Consider the following 14,590-nt stretch of genomic DNA (forward strand, 5'->3'; position numbering starts at 1 on the left):
GGAGTGTCATAAATAATGAATGAAGCAGCAATTACATTAGATGGCTGGTACGTCTTACACGATTTCCGCCAAATGGACTGGGCATCCTGGAAACAACTTGATCCAGAATTACGCAAACAAGCTACAGATGAGTTCGTAGCATTTTTAGATGAAATGCAACTAGCGGATGATGCTAAAACGGGAGCACATGCTTTTTACACAATCGTTGGGCAAAAAGCAGATTTTATGTTAATGACATTACGTCCTACAATGGATGAGCTTCAAGAACTTGAAGCAAGGTTTAATAAATTAACAATAGCGGACTTCACGATTCCTGCTTATTCATATGTTTCAGTAGTAGAATTGTCTAACTACCTAGCTGGTGAATCTAACGAAGATCCATATCAAAATCCACATGTACGTGCTCGTTTATACCCTGAGCTTCAACGCTCCCAATATATTTGCTTCTACCCAATGGACAAGCGTCGTGACGGTGATGACAACTGGTATATGCTTCCAATGCAAGAGCGTAAAGATTTAATGCGCAGCCATGGTTTAATCGGCCGCAGCTATGCTGGTAAGGTAAAACAAATTATCTCGGGTTCAGTAGGATTCGACGATTTCGAATGGGGCGTAACTCTATTCTCAGATGATGTTCTTCAATTTAAAAAATTAATTTACGAAATGCGTTTTGATGAAGTAAGCGCTCGTTATGCAGAATTTGGTTCATTCTTCACAGGTACAATTCTTGCAGGCGAAAAACGCTCAACATTTTTTAGTATCTAAGAGGAAAAGGCTGCATTAATGCAGCCTTTTTTTATTTACAAAAAGAATTTTTCCTATTATTTCCCAAAGAGCGAGTAAATGATGATTGAACGCAAGTAAAATACATGTAGTCGAGAGTAAGCTTAAGCTTAAAGAAAGTAATTTAATCCTCAACACAAGTAAACATTAAATGAAAGCGAGTAAACACGTTTTAGACTACCTTTGTTCATGATTACTGAACTGGATGCATAGTGTATGGGTAGGAGGTGATGCCTACCTTGACTTCAAAGATCACCCGCACACTAGAAATTTAATCGAGAAAGGATGTATGAATGGTTCAATATTATTGGCACCCTGGAGGTTTTCCCCAACAACAACAACAAATGCAAATGCAACACCCTATGACCCCACCTCAAATACCGGCAGCTACTAGAGGTCAGGAAGAATCTTATATCGAAAATATATTACGAGCGAACAAAGGTAAGTTAGGGACATTCTATTTTACGTTCGAGAACAACCGAGAAAGGAATAATTTTGTAGTTACTGGCTATATAGAAACGGCTGGTCGCGATCACGTCATTATTAGTGATCCAAATGGTAAACGATACTTAATGCTTATGATTTATTTAGATTATGTAACATTTGATGAGGAAATCAATTATTACAAGTAATGCTTAAAGCTTATTCGTTATGCGAATAAGCTTTTTCTTTTACCGGTTGGAACTCAGACAACAAAAAAGCCGAACCTATGATAGATTCGACTTTTGTTTAGCTTGCGTATTTCACAGCTGCTACTATAAGCATGATCCAACCCGCTAAAAACGCTACGCCGCCAATTGGAGTAATGGCTCCCAATATGCCGATGCCCGTTAAGCTCAATACATACAAGCTGCCAGAGAATACAATAATTCCTGCAAGTATTAAATATCCAGCCGTATTCAAGGAGGATACAGGTCCTATTAGCTTACTACTCATTAAAATGCCAATCGCAATCAATGCTAGTGCATGGAACATTTGATATTGAACCGCCGTTTCCCAAATTGCTAAATACTTTTCGGATAGTTTTTCTTTTAAAGCATGTGCACCAAAAGCTCCCAATGCTACTGCTAAAAATCCGTTGATCGCTCCTGCAATGATAAATAACTTCACAATCATTCCTACTTTCTATCTTTCTATTTAGAAATCAAATAATGACTCTCCATTTGCATCTTCTTCCTTTAGCGCTACTGTCTGTTGTATCGTTGGTGCGACTGGTATTGCTACGGATGTATCTTGTGGGAAAGGCGAAGGTACTGATTCTAGTGCTAAATCACATAATGCTCGAATTGCAGCGAGCGCTTCCCTCTTTGTTTGTGCATTGCGAGTTACTTTTGCTTGTTGCAATTGTTTATCTATTTGCATTAAAAGTTGATCATTAGAAATCATCGTCTTTGTCCCTCCACTTGCTTTGGTTCAAATTTCAAGCATTCCATTCCGGAGGAACGCTGTACTACTACGGAGGGGAGTTCCTTTGTTTTAAATCCATATGCTTTACATCCACGGGGATTTCGCGCATCCCATGTCGTAAAAAAATGTCGACATTTGAAACAGTTTACAGCCAATGTCCTTCCCCTCTTTCCACTGACTATCGTAGCATATTTATAGACAAAAATCGATTGGCTGGTCACCCCATGCCACTAATTGAGCATTAATCTTGGAATATGGCTTACTTCCCAAAAATCCTCGATGTGCACTCAAAGGACTAGGATGTGGAGCTTTTAAAATCATATGTTTTTCTGTATCGATTAGTTTTATTTTAGACTGAGCTGGCTTGCCCCATAAAACGAAAATAACGGGGTTTTGACGTTCAGAAAGCTTTTGAATCACAGCGTCCGTAAACGTTTCCCAGCCCATTCCTTTATGGGAATTCGCTGCCCCAGCTCGAACAGTCAATACCGTATTTAAAAGCAAAACACCTTGTTTTGCCCATTTTTCTAAATAGCCACTAGCTGGTAAGGGACAGCCTAAATCATTCTCTAATTCTTTCAGCATATTTCTCAAGCTTGGCGGTATACGAACACCTGGTTTTACGGAAAAACTCATACCATGTGCCTGTCCCTCCCCATGGTATGGATCTTGCCCCAATATCACTAGCTTGACGTCATCGTAAGCTGTCATCTGAAAGGCACTGCCAATTTTGTTTCGTGCTGGAAAAATGGTTTGCGTAGCATACTCCTTATCTAAAAATAATTGTAGCTCTTTAAAATATGGCTTCTCCATTTCCTCCTTTAACACCGCTTTCCAACTAGTCATGACCATGTCACTCCTTAAACTCAACTTCTACATCATAATCCACTAACTGGAACATTTCTTTCACCGATTTAGCAGCATTTTCTTCTGCTAACTCTAAAATACCCTGCCCCGTTGTTTCTTCAATCATCATCTGTTTTGCAGTCTCTGCAAGTTCATATGCTTCCTTAATATCTGCTTTTTCACGGAATAATCCTTCATACGAGAATACCTCCACCTGTTCAAACAAAATCTCCGGTCCGCCTAAAAACTCAGGTTTTGGCAATGTTAACATGGCTGTTCTATTCTCATCATCTACTTTTATATCCGATTCCGTCACCTGCGAAAAATCGACACCTGCTTTGACCGAGCCTGGCACAACAACAAGTAGCTGCCTTTTCGTACCAGGTAAATCAATGCCAATCTCTTTTCCAAATACAGCATTATCTTGTCTTTCAATAATTACTTTCGTGTATGCCTGTGCTGTAGACAGCTCATTTAAGGCTTGTACTTGCTCCACGAATGACCCTTTACTTTCGGTGAATGTACTTCCTTTAATAGCCCAAAATGCAGCGAATGGAAGTGCTGCTATCAATAAAAGAACGAGAAGCCCAATTAGTAGGAAGGACTTGGAGCCAAATCGAAATAAAACACCAGGCATCTTCCAAAAGTCAAATCCTTTATGAGTGGGGCTTTCTGCAATAGTAGCAGCCGTTTCATCCTGTGCTTTTAATTCCTGAAGAAGCTTTTCCATTTCACGAATCTTGTCCTCTTTTCGCATATCATCCCTCTTTTCCTCTAAATCTATTACGTTTACAATATATAAAAGTTTCGCTATTAACAACCAATTCGCCATGATACGATAAAAAAAAGGAGATTTTCTAAATGGCAGACTTACACTATCGTGAAAAGCTAAAACAGATTGAAAAAGCAGCTAGCTCCAATAACATTTCCGAAGATGCGAAAACCATCGGAATGGGCTGCTTTATTATTGCATTCATTCTTCTAATTATATTTCTCCTATTTTTAGCTATTTCGTTATGGATTAACGAAATTATAGCAGGTTCACTTATAACAGCAGTTGTAATGATTATTTGTATGCTTGTATTATACAAGCTATGGACTGCTCCCAATATTCCATAATGTAATTATCTGAAAAAATCTGATACAATGAATTAAATACACACAGCACAGAAAAAGGAGAAAAGTTCAATGTCTATCAAAAAAACACTTACAATAGCTGGTTCCGATACTTCTGGTGGAGCTGGAATTCAAGCAGATTTAAAAACTTTCCAAGAACACGGTACATATGGTATGAACGTTTTAACAGTAGTAGCTACTATGGATCCTGATAACGGTTGGAGCCACGGTGTATTTTCATTGCCAGTAGACGAAATTAAACGTCAAGCAAAAACAGCATTATCTACAAATGTAGATGCTATTAAAACTGGTATGCTTAGTACCGAAGAAATTATCGAAACTGCAGGGAATATAATCGAAGAAGCAGGAGTTCAAAGTGTCGTTATCGACCCTGTTATGGTATGTAAAGGTGAGGATGAAGTACTAAATCCAGGTACAGTGAACGCGATGATTGAGTTTTTACTTCCACGCGCACTAGTAGTCACGCCTAATCTATTTGAAGCTGGTCAACTTTCTGGACTTGGAGCATTAAAAACTGTTGAGGATATGAAAGCTGCCGCAGAAAAAATTCATGCACTGGGTGCTAAAAATGTTGTCATTAAAGGTGGAAAGCAGTTAAAGCATGAAAAAGCTGTCGACCTATTCTTTGATGGTCAAACCCATACACTATTAGAAACAGAAAAAACCGAAACTACTTATAATCACGGTGCTGGCTGTACATTTGCTGCAGCGGTAACTGCAAACCTAGCTAACGGCTTATCTGTTGCTGATTCAGTTTTTGAAGCAAAAGAATTTGTTTCTGCTGCCATCGCACATGGCTGGAAACTAAATCAATATGTTGGACCAGTTCTTCATGGTGCTAAAGGTAAATTTGGTGCACCAGAAGTAACTACTACAACTGTTTAATACGTATTTAATAACTCGTAATGTCATTTATGACTTGCGAGTTTTTTTTGTGATTAAGAAATTATAAATTCTTTGGCCATATGGCTAAGAACGGCTCGAGCCGTGCCCTCAGAAAGCGTCCGCACGGGGAAGAAATCAAAGGCATATCCAGTTTTTTTCTTAAAGGACCCGTACTCTATTACCCGGTTTTTCTTATTTTAATTCAATCATTCGCTTCAGGCACTTTTTTTCATTATACTAGTAACAGACAGTATGTTAGGAGGCAATATGAATGGAACTTGTTCAAGTAGATCGCTTGCAGGAGCTTTTGAATAACTTTGCAAACGAAGATATATATATACATTTAGAAACGACAAATGGTGCGTATGCAGCCCATTTTAATGAGAATGTTTTTAATGCGGGAGCCTTTATCCGTAACGTAATGATCCGTTATGAACTTGGGAAAATAGCTGGAGAATCTCCACACCGTATAGGTTTGAAACTTCCATATGGCTGGGTTTATGCGCAAGGGATTACCCATTTCGAGCTAGATGAGCACGGGCGATTGCTTATGGCAGGACATGACCAAGCTGGAAAGCTAGCTGTGGCATTACAAATTAGTAAAACACCATTTACGTATTAAGGAGGACATATAAATGACATTACCAATGGAACGACATGTACTTGTAGTATTCCCCCATCCAGACGATGAAGCATTTGGGGTATCAGGTACAATAGCTACTTATATCAATCAAGGGATTCCGGTTACATATGCTTGCTTAACATTAGGTGAAATGGGAAGAAATTTAGGTAACCCTCCTTTTGCTACACGCGAAACATTGCCGCATATCCGCAAGGAAGAATTACTTGCCTCTGCTAAAGCAATGGGTTTGACAGATCTTCGCATGATGGGATTACGTGATAAAACAATCGAATTTGAAGATGATGAAAAAATGGTGGAAATGATGCAAGATCTGATTTCCGATACAAACCCTTCTCTAATTATTACGTTTTATCCGAACTATGCAGTTCACCCTGATCACGATGCCACTGGCCGTGCTATGATTCGAGCTGTTAGACGTATGCCTGTGGAGCAGCGCCCTAAAATTTATGCATTGGCATTCTCCAATGACTCAAAAGAGGTTCTTGGAGAACCAGATATTATTCATAATATAAAAGAAGCTGCAGAACAAAAAATGGGTTCGATGCGTGCGCATATTTCACAAACTGCATGGATGTTAGAGGAAATGGATAAACGCCTAGCGGATGGTGAAGTCGAGGCAGAAAATTGGCTTAACTTTGAACGTTTTTACACATACGATTTCTCCAAAGATTTCGAATAAAAGAACTTCCATATATCCTATAGACTTCTTCATGCATTTGAATTATTATGTATAAATATCATTCAATGATGTATAAATATCCACATTTACAGAAAGTTGGTCTTATGCATGAAAAAGTTTTCCTTATCTACCTGGTTATTGTTCCTGCTTCCTTCTATAGCAGGTGTTATATTATTCATGATTCCTCTACCGATTGACGGTGGGTTTCAAATACCTATTGCATGGCTAGCAGGTCTTCTATCAGGAGTGCTTGAACCGGTTGTTCAATGGCTTGCGTTAATCACTTTATTAGTCGCGGCAATTGGTTCGATTATTTTTCTTTTCTTACCAAAAGAGGATACGTTTATTAATAACTTGTTTAAAGTGACGCCATTTTGGACAGTAACACGGATTGTCGGAGCGGTGTTTGCTATCTTAATCATTTGGCAGCTTGGTCCTGAAGCAATTTGGAGTGAAAATACTGGTGGGTTGTTATTAAGTCCTACTGGATTAGTATCCTTCCTGTTCACTATTTTCCTTTTTGCTGGATTGTTACTACCCCTTCTATTGAACTTCGGTCTCTTGGAGTTCTTTGGTACAATGATGGTGAAAATCATGCGTCCTTTGTTTAAGCTTCCTGGTCGTTCTGCAGTTGACGCCCTTACTTCTTGGGTTGGAGATGGAACAATCGGAGTCTTGCTAACGAGCAGGCAGTATGAAGAAGGCTATTACACGAAAAAAGAAGCAGCAATTATTGGATCTACTTTCTCTGTTGTTTCAATCACTTTTTGTATCGTTGTTTTAGAACAAGTAGGTTTAGAGAATTACTTTATTCCCTATTATTTAACTGTTCTTCTTTGTGGGGTAGTTCTTGCGTTTATAATGCCAAGAATATACCCACTTGCTGGAAAAGATGATACCCATATTGATGGTCGTCCGCTAGATTTAGAAGCTGAAAAATCCCCTGAAAATTATAATGCTGTTACACATGGTTTAGAAAACGCATTAAATACGGCAAATAAAAACCGCTCAATCAGTAAGTTTTTTTCCGATGGTATAAAAAACGTGGTTGATATGTATATTGGGGTTGCACCTGTAGTACTTGCTTTCGGTACGATTGCATTAATGCTTGCAGAATATACTTCAATCTTCTCTATATTAGGGAAGCCATTTGAGCCACTATTAATGTTATTTGGTATTCCAGAAGCAGCGGCTGCAGCCCAAACAATGGTTGTTGGCTTTGCGGATATGTTCCTACCATCCATTCTTGGGGCATCAATTGAATCGGAATTGACTCGTTTCTTTATTGCAACGATGTCGGTAACTCAGTTGATTTATATGTCTGAGGTTGGTGGATTGTTATTAGGTTCGAAAATTCCGGTTAATTTTAAAGATTTACTCGTTATTTTCTTATTACGTACGCTTATTTCGTTCCCAATCATTGCAGCTGTCGCACATATATTATTTTAAATATGGCTATGTTAAAGTTAATGATTGATTTTGTACAGAAAAAAGAGCCAGGAGAATCATTTCCAAGCTCTTTTTTTCTTGATTTTTTTTACAAATACACACGTTCGATCAACAATATTAGGATATTTATTTACTTCACACAAGAAAAAGCCAGTACAATAGGAATCCGTTGCCTTCTTACAAATTCATCTTCACTACTAAAATGTTCCCGCTTTGGTGTACCTTCACGTAAATCTAGAACTGAAAAGCCAGCCTGTTTAAGTGCTATAAAATAATGTTCGATTGTTCGATGGTATTTAACCACTATTTGGTCAATCCAAGGTTCTTTTCTTTCCCCCTCATGAAAGTAGTCATCAACAATCCAATTACCGCGTCTATCTCCAGATTGTTTACTAGCAAAAGACGAGGTTGTAAGTGGATGTTGGATACTAAAAACAAATCTCCCATTTTCTTTAAGTGTTTTATGAACATCTTGAAACAGGCGGTTAATGTCCGAAACATAATGGATTGCAAATCGAGATGTCACAAGATCAAATGCCTCTTTTGGATAATTATAGGATTCCATTGTTTCAAAGTGTATTGTCCCTTTTTGTTCAAGCATATTAGAGCGTGCTACTTCCACCATTTGTTCCGAACCTTCCACTCCTGTGTAGTTTTTTGCTCCTAAATGCAAGAGTTCTTTTCCAAACGATGCATCACCACACCCTAAATCTAAGACGCTATTATCTTGAAAGTTCCCTATTAATTCATAGATAATCGGTCCTTCAATGGCATTATTTGGACTATCTTTTCTGTTTCTTCTAGTCATATAATTATTAAAAAAATTCGTTTGATCGTAAACGCTAGATCCTTTAAATTCCATCGAAACGTCTCCCCCTCGAATACACAAATTAATGTATTCTATCACATGTTTCTTAGAATAGACAAGTTGGATGTTATTTACTTTCTATAAAAAATTATCTCTATAAACGATTCCTGATTGAACAAAACTCCTGCGTTAGTTGTTAAAAGCTGTAACTCGGCAGCACTGATTTACTATGTCGCCATGTTAGTATCATATCTTTTTTGTTCTGATGCACTGGTAAATATTCGAAAGAAAAACGTCCTTATAGAACATTTCTTAATTTACTATTTGTCTTCTGTTTTAATTGGTCTAATTACCTTTCCGTTTTTAACCATAGCCCATTGTTCAATCTTGTCTTCTTCATTCAAGTATAATAGGTATTCTAAATCGCTTTCCTTATCATCATCTAATGGTTTCACAAGATATGTTCTCGTTGCTGCTCTCAATGTACCGTGTGATTGTCTATCTAGTACTTTAATCTCAAAACCCAATTTTAACTCGATTTGTTGAACTTCCTTGGATCTTTCAGTCGAGTCCCATATACTTAATCCTACCAACGCCAGAATTACTATTCCTATGCAAATAAACATAATCCATTTTAAAGTACTGCTTCTAGTTTTCATCACTTCCCCCTCCTTTGTTATAGATTTTTATATTAATTTGTTTAATTCGCTAATCTGCTGCTTCAGTTCCCCAGGATGACAACCTTTCCCTTTGCGTTACCTTCTCCAAGATACTGTATAGCGTCTGCAACCTGGCTTAAGGAATATCTTCTATCTATTACAGGTCGCACTGTTCCATCTAAAAAAAGCTCCTGTAAAATGTTTTGATCATGTTTGTTGGGTTTATGGACAAGGATATTCATATTCTTTCTTTCCATTTTAGAGATTATAGGTCCCAGAAACAATATTTGAGAGATTAGTGACATCGGACCGCCGACCATTACATAAGTGCCTTTAGTTTTTAATAAACGCTTATAATCAAAAATGGACCGATTTCCTACTACATCAAGAATAAGATCATACAATTTACCTTTTTGCACGAAATCTTCATGAGTGTAATCAATTACATAGTCTGCTCCTAACGCCTCCAGCATTCCTAACTTCCCTGTGCTGTCTACACAGGTTACTTCGGCACCATGTAATTTGGCAATCTGCAACCCGAACGTACCCACACCGCCGCCTGCCCCATTAATTAAAACCGTTTGCCCTTCCTGAATCCGTCCTTTATCGCGAAGTCCCTGCAAGGCAAGAACAGCAGCTTGTGGTATGGCTGCTGCTTGTTCAAATGTCATACTTGATGGTTTTAAGGATAATGCATTTTCATGCACACATACATACTCCGCAAATCCACCCCAGCCACACCAGGAAATATCTCCAAATACCTCATCTCCTGGAAGAAGGTGTGTTACATCCCTGCCAATCGCTTCAACCCGCCCCGCTACGTCTGCTCCGAGTATTTTGTATTTTGGTTTAAGCAATCCTCCAATACGAGCTACAAATGGTTTACCTCTTAGGAGGTCCCAGTCCCAAGAATTCACGGATGCAGCATGGACTTTTACCAATACTTCATTGTTCCGAGGAACTGGTATTTTTACTTCTTTGAGTGTAAGAACGTCTGTCATTCCGTACCTATCGTAGACCATCGCCTTCATGAAGATTCCTCCTTTACATTTAATTGATGCCAGTTCTAAAATATTTATTGAATATAATAATTTCTTCATTTTTTTGTTAATTCCTTCTTCCAATAACTTGTTGCTTTAGTTCCATTAGAAAAAGGCTTTACTCCTTCATGAAGAAGAGTGCCCATTTTGAAGATGCGTTATTGATAAATAGAAAGGTTATAACAAATAAAATTACAATGGTCCCAATTAGTGTGACTTTTCTCTTTTTCAGTTAGTAACCTTCTTTTTTAATTTAAGTATATGACTGAATAAGAGTTCGAAATCACATAATACGGATTATTGAACTAAACTGCGTGAATAAGAAAAAAAGCTTTACTCCTTCTTGAAGTAAAGCACTCGTTGAACAAGCGCCCTCTCTTCTATTACAAATTATGGTTAGCTTGTGTCATTTACTTTTATTTAGCTATAAGAGTATTTTTTAGCCTTTTAACCCACACTAATGTGGTCAAGGGGGTGAACTAGTCATGGTGAATAACAACAATAAAAATAAAAACCGCAATAATAACAACGACCAAAATAATTCAGCTGAATTTGGTGATGATTACAACTTTGAAAATTTAAATTTGGAATATCTAAACTTAGATAGAAATGAGCGAAACAAAAATCGCAACGACAATAACAAAAATAAAAATAACAACAACAACAACAACAATAACAACTAGAAATACTATTTAGTTAAAACAGTCATTTCTAAATATAACTTTAGTGATGACTGTTCCTTTATAGATTATCAACAGTCTCAGTTTTATAACACTTTTTGGTCAAACTGTACTATTTCAATTTGGATGATTATTACAACTTACACACACTTTTTCGTCATTAACTGATTCAGTTTCTTCGCACATTATAAAAATGTCTATTGTGTGATTTTGAGACATATTCTTCATCTCCCATACTCCGCGAAATGTTCAACTTTGACATAAAAACTCTCCTTCTCTAAGCCTTAAATAAAAACAGCGGACCTATTTTAATAGGTTTCCGCTGTTTTTTTTGCTGCTAGTTTAGTTAACATATCCTTTGTCATAGCATCTAAATCAAATTTATATGAAAAGCCCCACTCTTCCTTCGCAGCTGTAGCATCGATAGAATCCGGCCAGCTATTGGCTATTCCTTGTCGAACTGGATCTACTTCATAGTCCATTGTAAACGTCGGTATTTCCTTTCGTATCGACGCTGCAATTTGCTCAGGTTCAAAGCTCATTGCTGTTACATTAAATGCATTTCGGTGAATCAATTTTGAAGCATCTGCTTCCATTAAATCCACAATTGCTTGAAGTGCATCGGGCATATACATCATATCCATATAGGTCCCAGCTTCTATATACGAAGTATAAGAACCATTTTTAATGGCTTTATAGTAAATATCGACAGCATAATCAGTCGTTCCCCCACCAGGTAAGGTTTCATTCGAAATCAGTCCAGGAAAACGAACACCTCTTGTATCTACTCCAAATTTATTAAAGTAGTAATCACATAATAGTTCACCAGATACTTTGTTCACACCATACATCGTTGTAGGGCGTTGAAGGGTATCTTGAGGCGTATTCTTCTTAGGTGTGGATGGACCAAATGCTCCGATAGAGCTTGGAGTAAAGAATTGCAGCCCAAGTTCTCGGGACGCTTCTAATGCGTTGACTAGACCACCCATATTTAAATTCCACGCAAGTAAAGGCTTTGCCTCAGCAGTTGCTGATAAAAGAGCTGCCATATGAATCATCGTATCCGCTTTAAAATCCTTCGCAAGCTGATGCATTTTTTCTCCATCTGTAACATCCAAAATTTCAAAAGGACCACTTTCTGTTACTGGTGAAGCTATATGTCTAATATCTGTTGCTAATATATTCTCCGAACCGTATTCTTTTCGCAATTTGGTTATTAACTCTGAACCAATTTGACCCAATGCTCCGGTAACCATAATTTTTTTCATAATTTTCTTCCTTTCAAAAACATTTGTATTTTTGAAGAGTACACTAAATTCTTTAAAACCATTGATAGTACTAGTCTTTTATGGGAGTTATTATACAGTGTTCATTCAATAAACACAATATCTCAACATAAAGAGTTTTGGTATAATTAATTAAAGGAGGATAATATGAGACTATTACCATTTATTTATATATTTATTTTTGGGGTTGCACTAACAGTAGCTTTGCTGTCTATAGATTTATCATTTTGGTTAATTTATGCTGTAATTATAGCGGTATATATTGTATTGATTGTTTTACCACCAGTATATACGATTTATAAATCCAACAACCTAAAAAAAATTGAGCGCTTTTTGGAGAATAATAAACGAAAGCCCTTATTTGCTTTTCCACTAGCAGTAAAAGGTGGTAATCGCGAAGAAATAATTCGTGCGATTCAGGTGATCTTATCAAAATACAAGCAACCATATATGAAACAAGTGTATAAAACGAATTTAGCTTTATTTGAAAAGAATTTAACACTGTTTGAACAGCATGCAAAACAAATAAGTAAAGAACCGCTCTATACATATTACGTAGCTTATGCAGAAGCATGGAAGGGTAATTTTGAAAAATCCCAAGCTTTAAAAGAAAAATTACCTACGGGTTGGATGCCTTCAGCAATTGATGCAGTCATTGCTAAGGAAAAAGGTGACTTAATTGATTTTCGAAGAGCGGCTGACGAGAGTATTCGCTTAGCTAGAGGCGTTCAGAAATTTAATTTATTCTATTCATTTGAGTGGATGGAAAAAGAAACTACAAAATAAACGAAAAAAACGCTGAATGAATGTCAGCGTTTTTCCACTATTTGTCCTCTTCCATTGTCAATATCCTACCATCAACATTATCCATCCCTTTGGTTTCACTCCCTTTCAACCCAACGACGACTAAAGTAATAAAAGCTTTTCAAAAATATTTACCAGGCTAGATATTCATTCTACCTTCTCTATATGTAAACCTCTTTCCTCATAAAAAATAGCTACCAAGCACTTGACTTGGTAGCTGTTTCAATTTATTTAATTACCCCAAGCTCTTTACCTACTTTTTCGTAAACAGCTATGGCATCATCCAACATTTCTTTTGTATGGGCTGCAGTTGGCATATTGCGGACGCGGCCAGTTCCTTTTGGTACGGTTGGAAAGACGATGGATTTTGCATAGACGCCTTCCTCGAATAGCCTTTTGGAGAATTGTTGTGTTAATTTTTCATCTCCGATAATACATGGTGTAATCGGTGTTTCGGATGCGCCGATGTCAAAGCCAAGTTTCGATAATCCTGCTTTTAAGTAATCGCCGTTTTCCCACAGCTTGTCGTGCAATTCAGTAGAATCGATGATCATTTGAACTGCTGCTGTTATTGCAGCAACATCACCAGGTGGTAATGCTGTGGAGAATAAAAATGGACGCGAACGAACTTTTAACCAGTCGATTAAATCCTTTTTACCTGCAACATATCCACCTACAACACCGATTGCTTTAGAAAGTGTACCAATTTGGAAGTCAATTTCTTTTTCTAACCCAAAATGCTTTACAGTTCCCTTCCCTTTACCAGTTACACCTGAACCATGTGCATCGTCTACGTAAGTGATCAGGTCAAATTCTTTTGCAATTGCCACGATTTCGGGAAGCTTTGCAATGTCACCATCCATAGAGAAAACACCATCTGTAATAACCATTACTTTGTTGTATTGACCAGACTCAGTTGCAGTTTTTGCTTTTGCACGTAAATCATCCATATCTGAGTGGTTGAATGGAATAATTTTAGCTTTCGATAGTCGGCAGCCGTCGATTATAGATGCATGGTTTAATTGGTCCGACAGTATTGCATCGTTTTTGTCCATCACCGCAGAAATAGCAGCCATATTACAGTTGAAGCCTGATTGGTACGATATAGCAGCTTCTGTTCCTTTGAATTCCGCTAGCTTTTCCTCTAACTTCACGTGAAGATCAAGCGTTCCGTTAATCGTACGAACAGCACCTGCACCTACCCCATACTTGTCCACTGCATCTTTGGCAATTTGTTTAAGCTCTGGATTTGTCGCAAGCCCTAAATAGTTATTTGAAGATAGGTTTATGAGTTCAGAACCTTTTACATTGATTTTCGCCCCATTTGGACCTTCTACAGGGTCAATTTCGTTATATAAACCTTGGTTTTTTAATTCATTTAAGTTTTCGGATAAAAAATTATTTAATACGTTAGACATGCTCCTCATCCCTTCATACTTATTATTCCATTCTATCTTACCATGCCAGGTAACTGAATGAAATGA

The 14,590-nt window shown here is 37.5% G+C and carries 19 protein-coding genes; 9 read left to right on the plus strand and 10 right to left on the minus strand.

All coding sequences use genetic code 11. The features are described from left to right. Positions 1-15: 15 nt before the first annotated feature. Together hemQ and gerQ are read left to right on the plus strand one after the other, a co-directional pair. Entirely contained in the window at positions 16-765 is a 750-nt protein-coding gene (gene hemQ, locus ACIQX2_RS03980) for a hydrogen peroxide-dependent heme synthase (protein ID WP_402847223.1), read from the plus strand. A gap of 311 nt (positions 766-1,076) precedes the next feature. Then, the gene (gene gerQ, locus ACIQX2_RS03985; RefSeq protein ID WP_402847225.1) at positions 1,077-1,415 is read left to right on the plus strand and encodes a spore coat protein GerQ; all 339 of its coding nucleotides are present in this window, start codon (positions 1,077-1,079) and stop codon (positions 1,413-1,415) included. A 97-nt stretch (positions 1,416-1,512) separates the two neighbouring features. On the opposite strand, the gene ACIQX2_RS03990 is transcribed toward gerQ, so the two are convergent. The 5 genes from ACIQX2_RS03990 to ACIQX2_RS04010 are packed head-to-tail and all read right to left on the minus strand — an operon-like array spanning position 1,513 to position 3,793. Continuing rightward, positions 1,513-1,893 (minus strand): DUF423 domain-containing protein, encoded by a 381-nt coding sequence (locus tag ACIQX2_RS03990; protein ID WP_402847227.1) that lies wholly within the window; start codon positions 1,891-1,893, stop codon positions 1,513-1,515. 27 nt (positions 1,894-1,920) lie between these two features. Then, positions 1,921-2,169: a YwdI family protein gene (locus tag ACIQX2_RS03995; RefSeq protein ID WP_402847229.1), complete on the minus strand. Its 249-nt coding sequence runs from the start codon at positions 2,167-2,169 to the stop codon at positions 1,921-1,923. Then, a complete protein-coding gene (locus tag ACIQX2_RS04000; protein ID WP_402847231.1) occupies positions 2,166-2,345 on the minus strand; it encodes a uracil-DNA glycosylase in 180 nt (59 codons plus the stop codon). Before ACIQX2_RS04000 ends, ACIQX2_RS03995 begins: the two co-directional genes overlap by 4 nt. Positions 2,346-2,382: 37 nt before the next feature. Beyond that, positions 2,383-3,042 (minus strand): uracil-DNA glycosylase, encoded by a 660-nt coding sequence (locus ACIQX2_RS04005; RefSeq protein WP_402847491.1) that lies wholly within the window; start codon positions 3,040-3,042, stop codon positions 2,383-2,385. 1 nt (position 3,043) lies between these two features. Then, positions 3,044-3,793, minus strand: a complete 750-nt coding sequence (locus tag ACIQX2_RS04010) for a DUF4230 domain-containing protein (RefSeq protein WP_402847233.1) — start codon at positions 3,791-3,793, stop codon at positions 3,044-3,046. Positions 3,794-3,897: 104 nt separating this feature from the next. Between ACIQX2_RS04010 and ACIQX2_RS04015 the strand changes: the two genes are divergently transcribed. The 5 genes from ACIQX2_RS04015 (at position 3,898) to ACIQX2_RS04035 (ending at position 7,829) form a co-directional block, all read left to right on the plus strand. Continuing rightward, on the plus strand, positions 3,898-4,155 hold the full coding sequence (locus tag ACIQX2_RS04015; RefSeq protein WP_402847235.1) for a hypothetical protein: 258 nt from the start codon (positions 3,898-3,900) through the stop codon (positions 4,153-4,155). Positions 4,156-4,224: 69 nt separating this feature from the next. Beyond that, the gene (thiD, locus tag ACIQX2_RS04020) at positions 4,225-5,058 is read left to right on the plus strand and encodes a bifunctional hydroxymethylpyrimidine kinase/phosphomethylpyrimidine kinase (RefSeq protein ID WP_402847238.1); all 834 of its coding nucleotides are present in this window, start codon (positions 4,225-4,227) and stop codon (positions 5,056-5,058) included. 271 nt (positions 5,059-5,329) lie between these two features. Next, the gene (locus ACIQX2_RS04025) at positions 5,330-5,680 is read left to right on the plus strand and encodes a YojF family protein (protein ID WP_093061378.1); all 351 of its coding nucleotides are present in this window, start codon (positions 5,330-5,332) and stop codon (positions 5,678-5,680) included. A gap of 13 nt (positions 5,681-5,693) precedes the next feature. Continuing rightward, complete coding sequence (gene bshB2, locus ACIQX2_RS04030; protein WP_402847241.1) at positions 5,694-6,380, plus strand: bacillithiol biosynthesis deacetylase BshB2; 687 nt, start codon at positions 5,694-5,696, stop codon at positions 6,378-6,380. Positions 6,381-6,488: 108 nt separating this feature from the next. After that, a complete protein-coding gene (locus ACIQX2_RS04035; RefSeq protein WP_402847244.1) occupies positions 6,489-7,829 on the plus strand; it encodes a YjiH family protein in 1,341 nt (446 codons plus the stop codon). Between the two features lie 130 nt (positions 7,830-7,959). On the opposite strand, the gene ACIQX2_RS04040 is transcribed toward ACIQX2_RS04035, so the two are convergent. From ACIQX2_RS04040 to ACIQX2_RS04050, 3 genes are all read right to left on the minus strand, one after another. Next, positions 7,960-8,691, minus strand: coding sequence for a class I SAM-dependent methyltransferase (locus ACIQX2_RS04040; RefSeq protein ID WP_402847246.1), 732 nt, complete (start codon positions 8,689-8,691; stop codon positions 7,960-7,962). A 266-nt stretch (positions 8,692-8,957) separates the two neighbouring features. Beyond that, positions 8,958-9,296, minus strand: coding sequence for a hypothetical protein (locus ACIQX2_RS04045; RefSeq protein WP_402847248.1), 339 nt, complete (start codon positions 9,294-9,296; stop codon positions 8,958-8,960). A 62-nt stretch (positions 9,297-9,358) separates the two neighbouring features. Further along, on the minus strand, positions 9,359-10,327 hold the full coding sequence (locus ACIQX2_RS04050; protein ID WP_402847251.1) for an NAD(P)-dependent alcohol dehydrogenase: 969 nt from the start codon (positions 10,325-10,327) through the stop codon (positions 9,359-9,361). A gap of 494 nt (positions 10,328-10,821) precedes the next feature. On the opposite strand from ACIQX2_RS04050, the gene ACIQX2_RS04055 reads away from it, so the two are divergent. Next, positions 10,822-11,019, plus strand: coding sequence for a hypothetical protein (locus tag ACIQX2_RS04055; protein ID WP_402847253.1), 198 nt, complete (start codon positions 10,822-10,824; stop codon positions 11,017-11,019). Between the two features lie 305 nt (positions 11,020-11,324). On the opposite strand, the gene ACIQX2_RS04060 is transcribed toward ACIQX2_RS04055, so the two are convergent. Beyond that, the gene (locus tag ACIQX2_RS04060; protein WP_402847255.1) at positions 11,325-12,284 is read right to left on the minus strand and encodes an L-threonine 3-dehydrogenase; all 960 of its coding nucleotides are present in this window, start codon (positions 12,282-12,284) and stop codon (positions 11,325-11,327) included. A gap of 165 nt (positions 12,285-12,449) precedes the next feature. On the opposite strand from ACIQX2_RS04060, the gene ACIQX2_RS04065 reads away from it, so the two are divergent. Further along, the gene (locus tag ACIQX2_RS04065) at positions 12,450-13,088 is read left to right on the plus strand and encodes a hypothetical protein (RefSeq protein WP_402847258.1); all 639 of its coding nucleotides are present in this window, start codon (positions 12,450-12,452) and stop codon (positions 13,086-13,088) included. Between the two features lie 245 nt (positions 13,089-13,333). Here the strand turns inward: ACIQX2_RS04065 and ACIQX2_RS04070 are convergent, their stop codons facing one another. Then, positions 13,334-14,524 (minus strand): glycine C-acetyltransferase, encoded by a 1,191-nt coding sequence (locus tag ACIQX2_RS04070; RefSeq protein ID WP_402847260.1) that lies wholly within the window; start codon positions 14,522-14,524, stop codon positions 13,334-13,336. Positions 14,525-14,590 lie beyond the last annotated feature (66 nt).

It is taken from the genome of Psychrobacillus sp. NPDC096623 (assembly GCF_044762655.1).
Lineage (GTDB): Bacteria > Bacillota > Bacilli > Bacillales_A > Planococcaceae > Psychrobacillus.

Excerpts from the sequence above, each read along its gene's own strand:
- hemQ (WP_402847223.1), top strand. The coding sequence starts at position 16 with ATGAATGAAGCAGCAATTACATTAGATGGCTGGTACGTCTTACACGAT.
- gerQ (WP_402847225.1), top strand. The coding sequence starts at position 1,077 with ATGGTTCAATATTATTGGCACCCTGGAGGTTTTCCCCAACAACAACAA.
- ACIQX2_RS03995 (WP_402847229.1), bottom strand. The coding sequence starts at position 2,169 with ATGATTTCTAATGATCAACTTTTAATGCAAATAGATAAACAATTGCAA.
- ACIQX2_RS04005 (WP_402847491.1), bottom strand. The coding sequence starts at position 3,042 with ATGGTCATGACTAGTTGGAAAGCGGTGTTAAAGGAGGAAATGGAGAAG.
- ACIQX2_RS04010 (WP_402847233.1), bottom strand. The coding sequence starts at position 3,793 with ATGCGAAAAGAGGACAAGATTCGTGAAATGGAAAAGCTTCTTCAGGAA.
- ACIQX2_RS04015 (WP_402847235.1), top strand. The coding sequence starts at position 3,898 with ATGGCAGACTTACACTATCGTGAAAAGCTAAAACAGATTGAAAAAGCA.
- thiD (WP_402847238.1), top strand. The coding sequence starts at position 4,225 with ATGTCTATCAAAAAAACACTTACAATAGCTGGTTCCGATACTTCTGGT.
- ACIQX2_RS04025 (WP_093061378.1), top strand. The coding sequence starts at position 5,330 with ATGGAACTTGTTCAAGTAGATCGCTTGCAGGAGCTTTTGAATAACTTT.
- bshB2 (WP_402847241.1), top strand. The coding sequence starts at position 5,694 with ATGACATTACCAATGGAACGACATGTACTTGTAGTATTCCCCCATCCA.
- ACIQX2_RS04035 (WP_402847244.1), top strand. The coding sequence starts at position 6,489 with ATGAAAAAGTTTTCCTTATCTACCTGGTTATTGTTCCTGCTTCCTTCT.
- ACIQX2_RS04040 (WP_402847246.1), bottom strand. The coding sequence starts at position 8,691 with ATGGAATTTAAAGGATCTAGCGTTTACGATCAAACGAATTTTTTTAAT.
- ACIQX2_RS04045 (WP_402847248.1), bottom strand. The coding sequence starts at position 9,296 with ATGAAAACTAGAAGCAGTACTTTAAAATGGATTATGTTTATTTGCATA.
- ACIQX2_RS04050 (WP_402847251.1), bottom strand. The coding sequence starts at position 10,327 with ATGAAGGCGATGGTCTACGATAGGTACGGAATGACAGACGTTCTTACA.
- ACIQX2_RS04055 (WP_402847253.1), top strand. The coding sequence starts at position 10,822 with ATGGTGAATAACAACAATAAAAATAAAAACCGCAATAATAACAACGAC.
- ACIQX2_RS04060 (WP_402847255.1), bottom strand. The coding sequence starts at position 12,284 with ATGAAAAAAATTATGGTTACCGGAGCATTGGGTCAAATTGGTTCAGAG.
- ACIQX2_RS04065 (WP_402847258.1), top strand. The coding sequence starts at position 12,450 with ATGAGACTATTACCATTTATTTATATATTTATTTTTGGGGTTGCACTA.
- ACIQX2_RS04070 (WP_402847260.1), bottom strand. The coding sequence starts at position 14,524 with ATGTCTAACGTATTAAATAATTTTTTATCCGAAAACTTAAATGAATTA.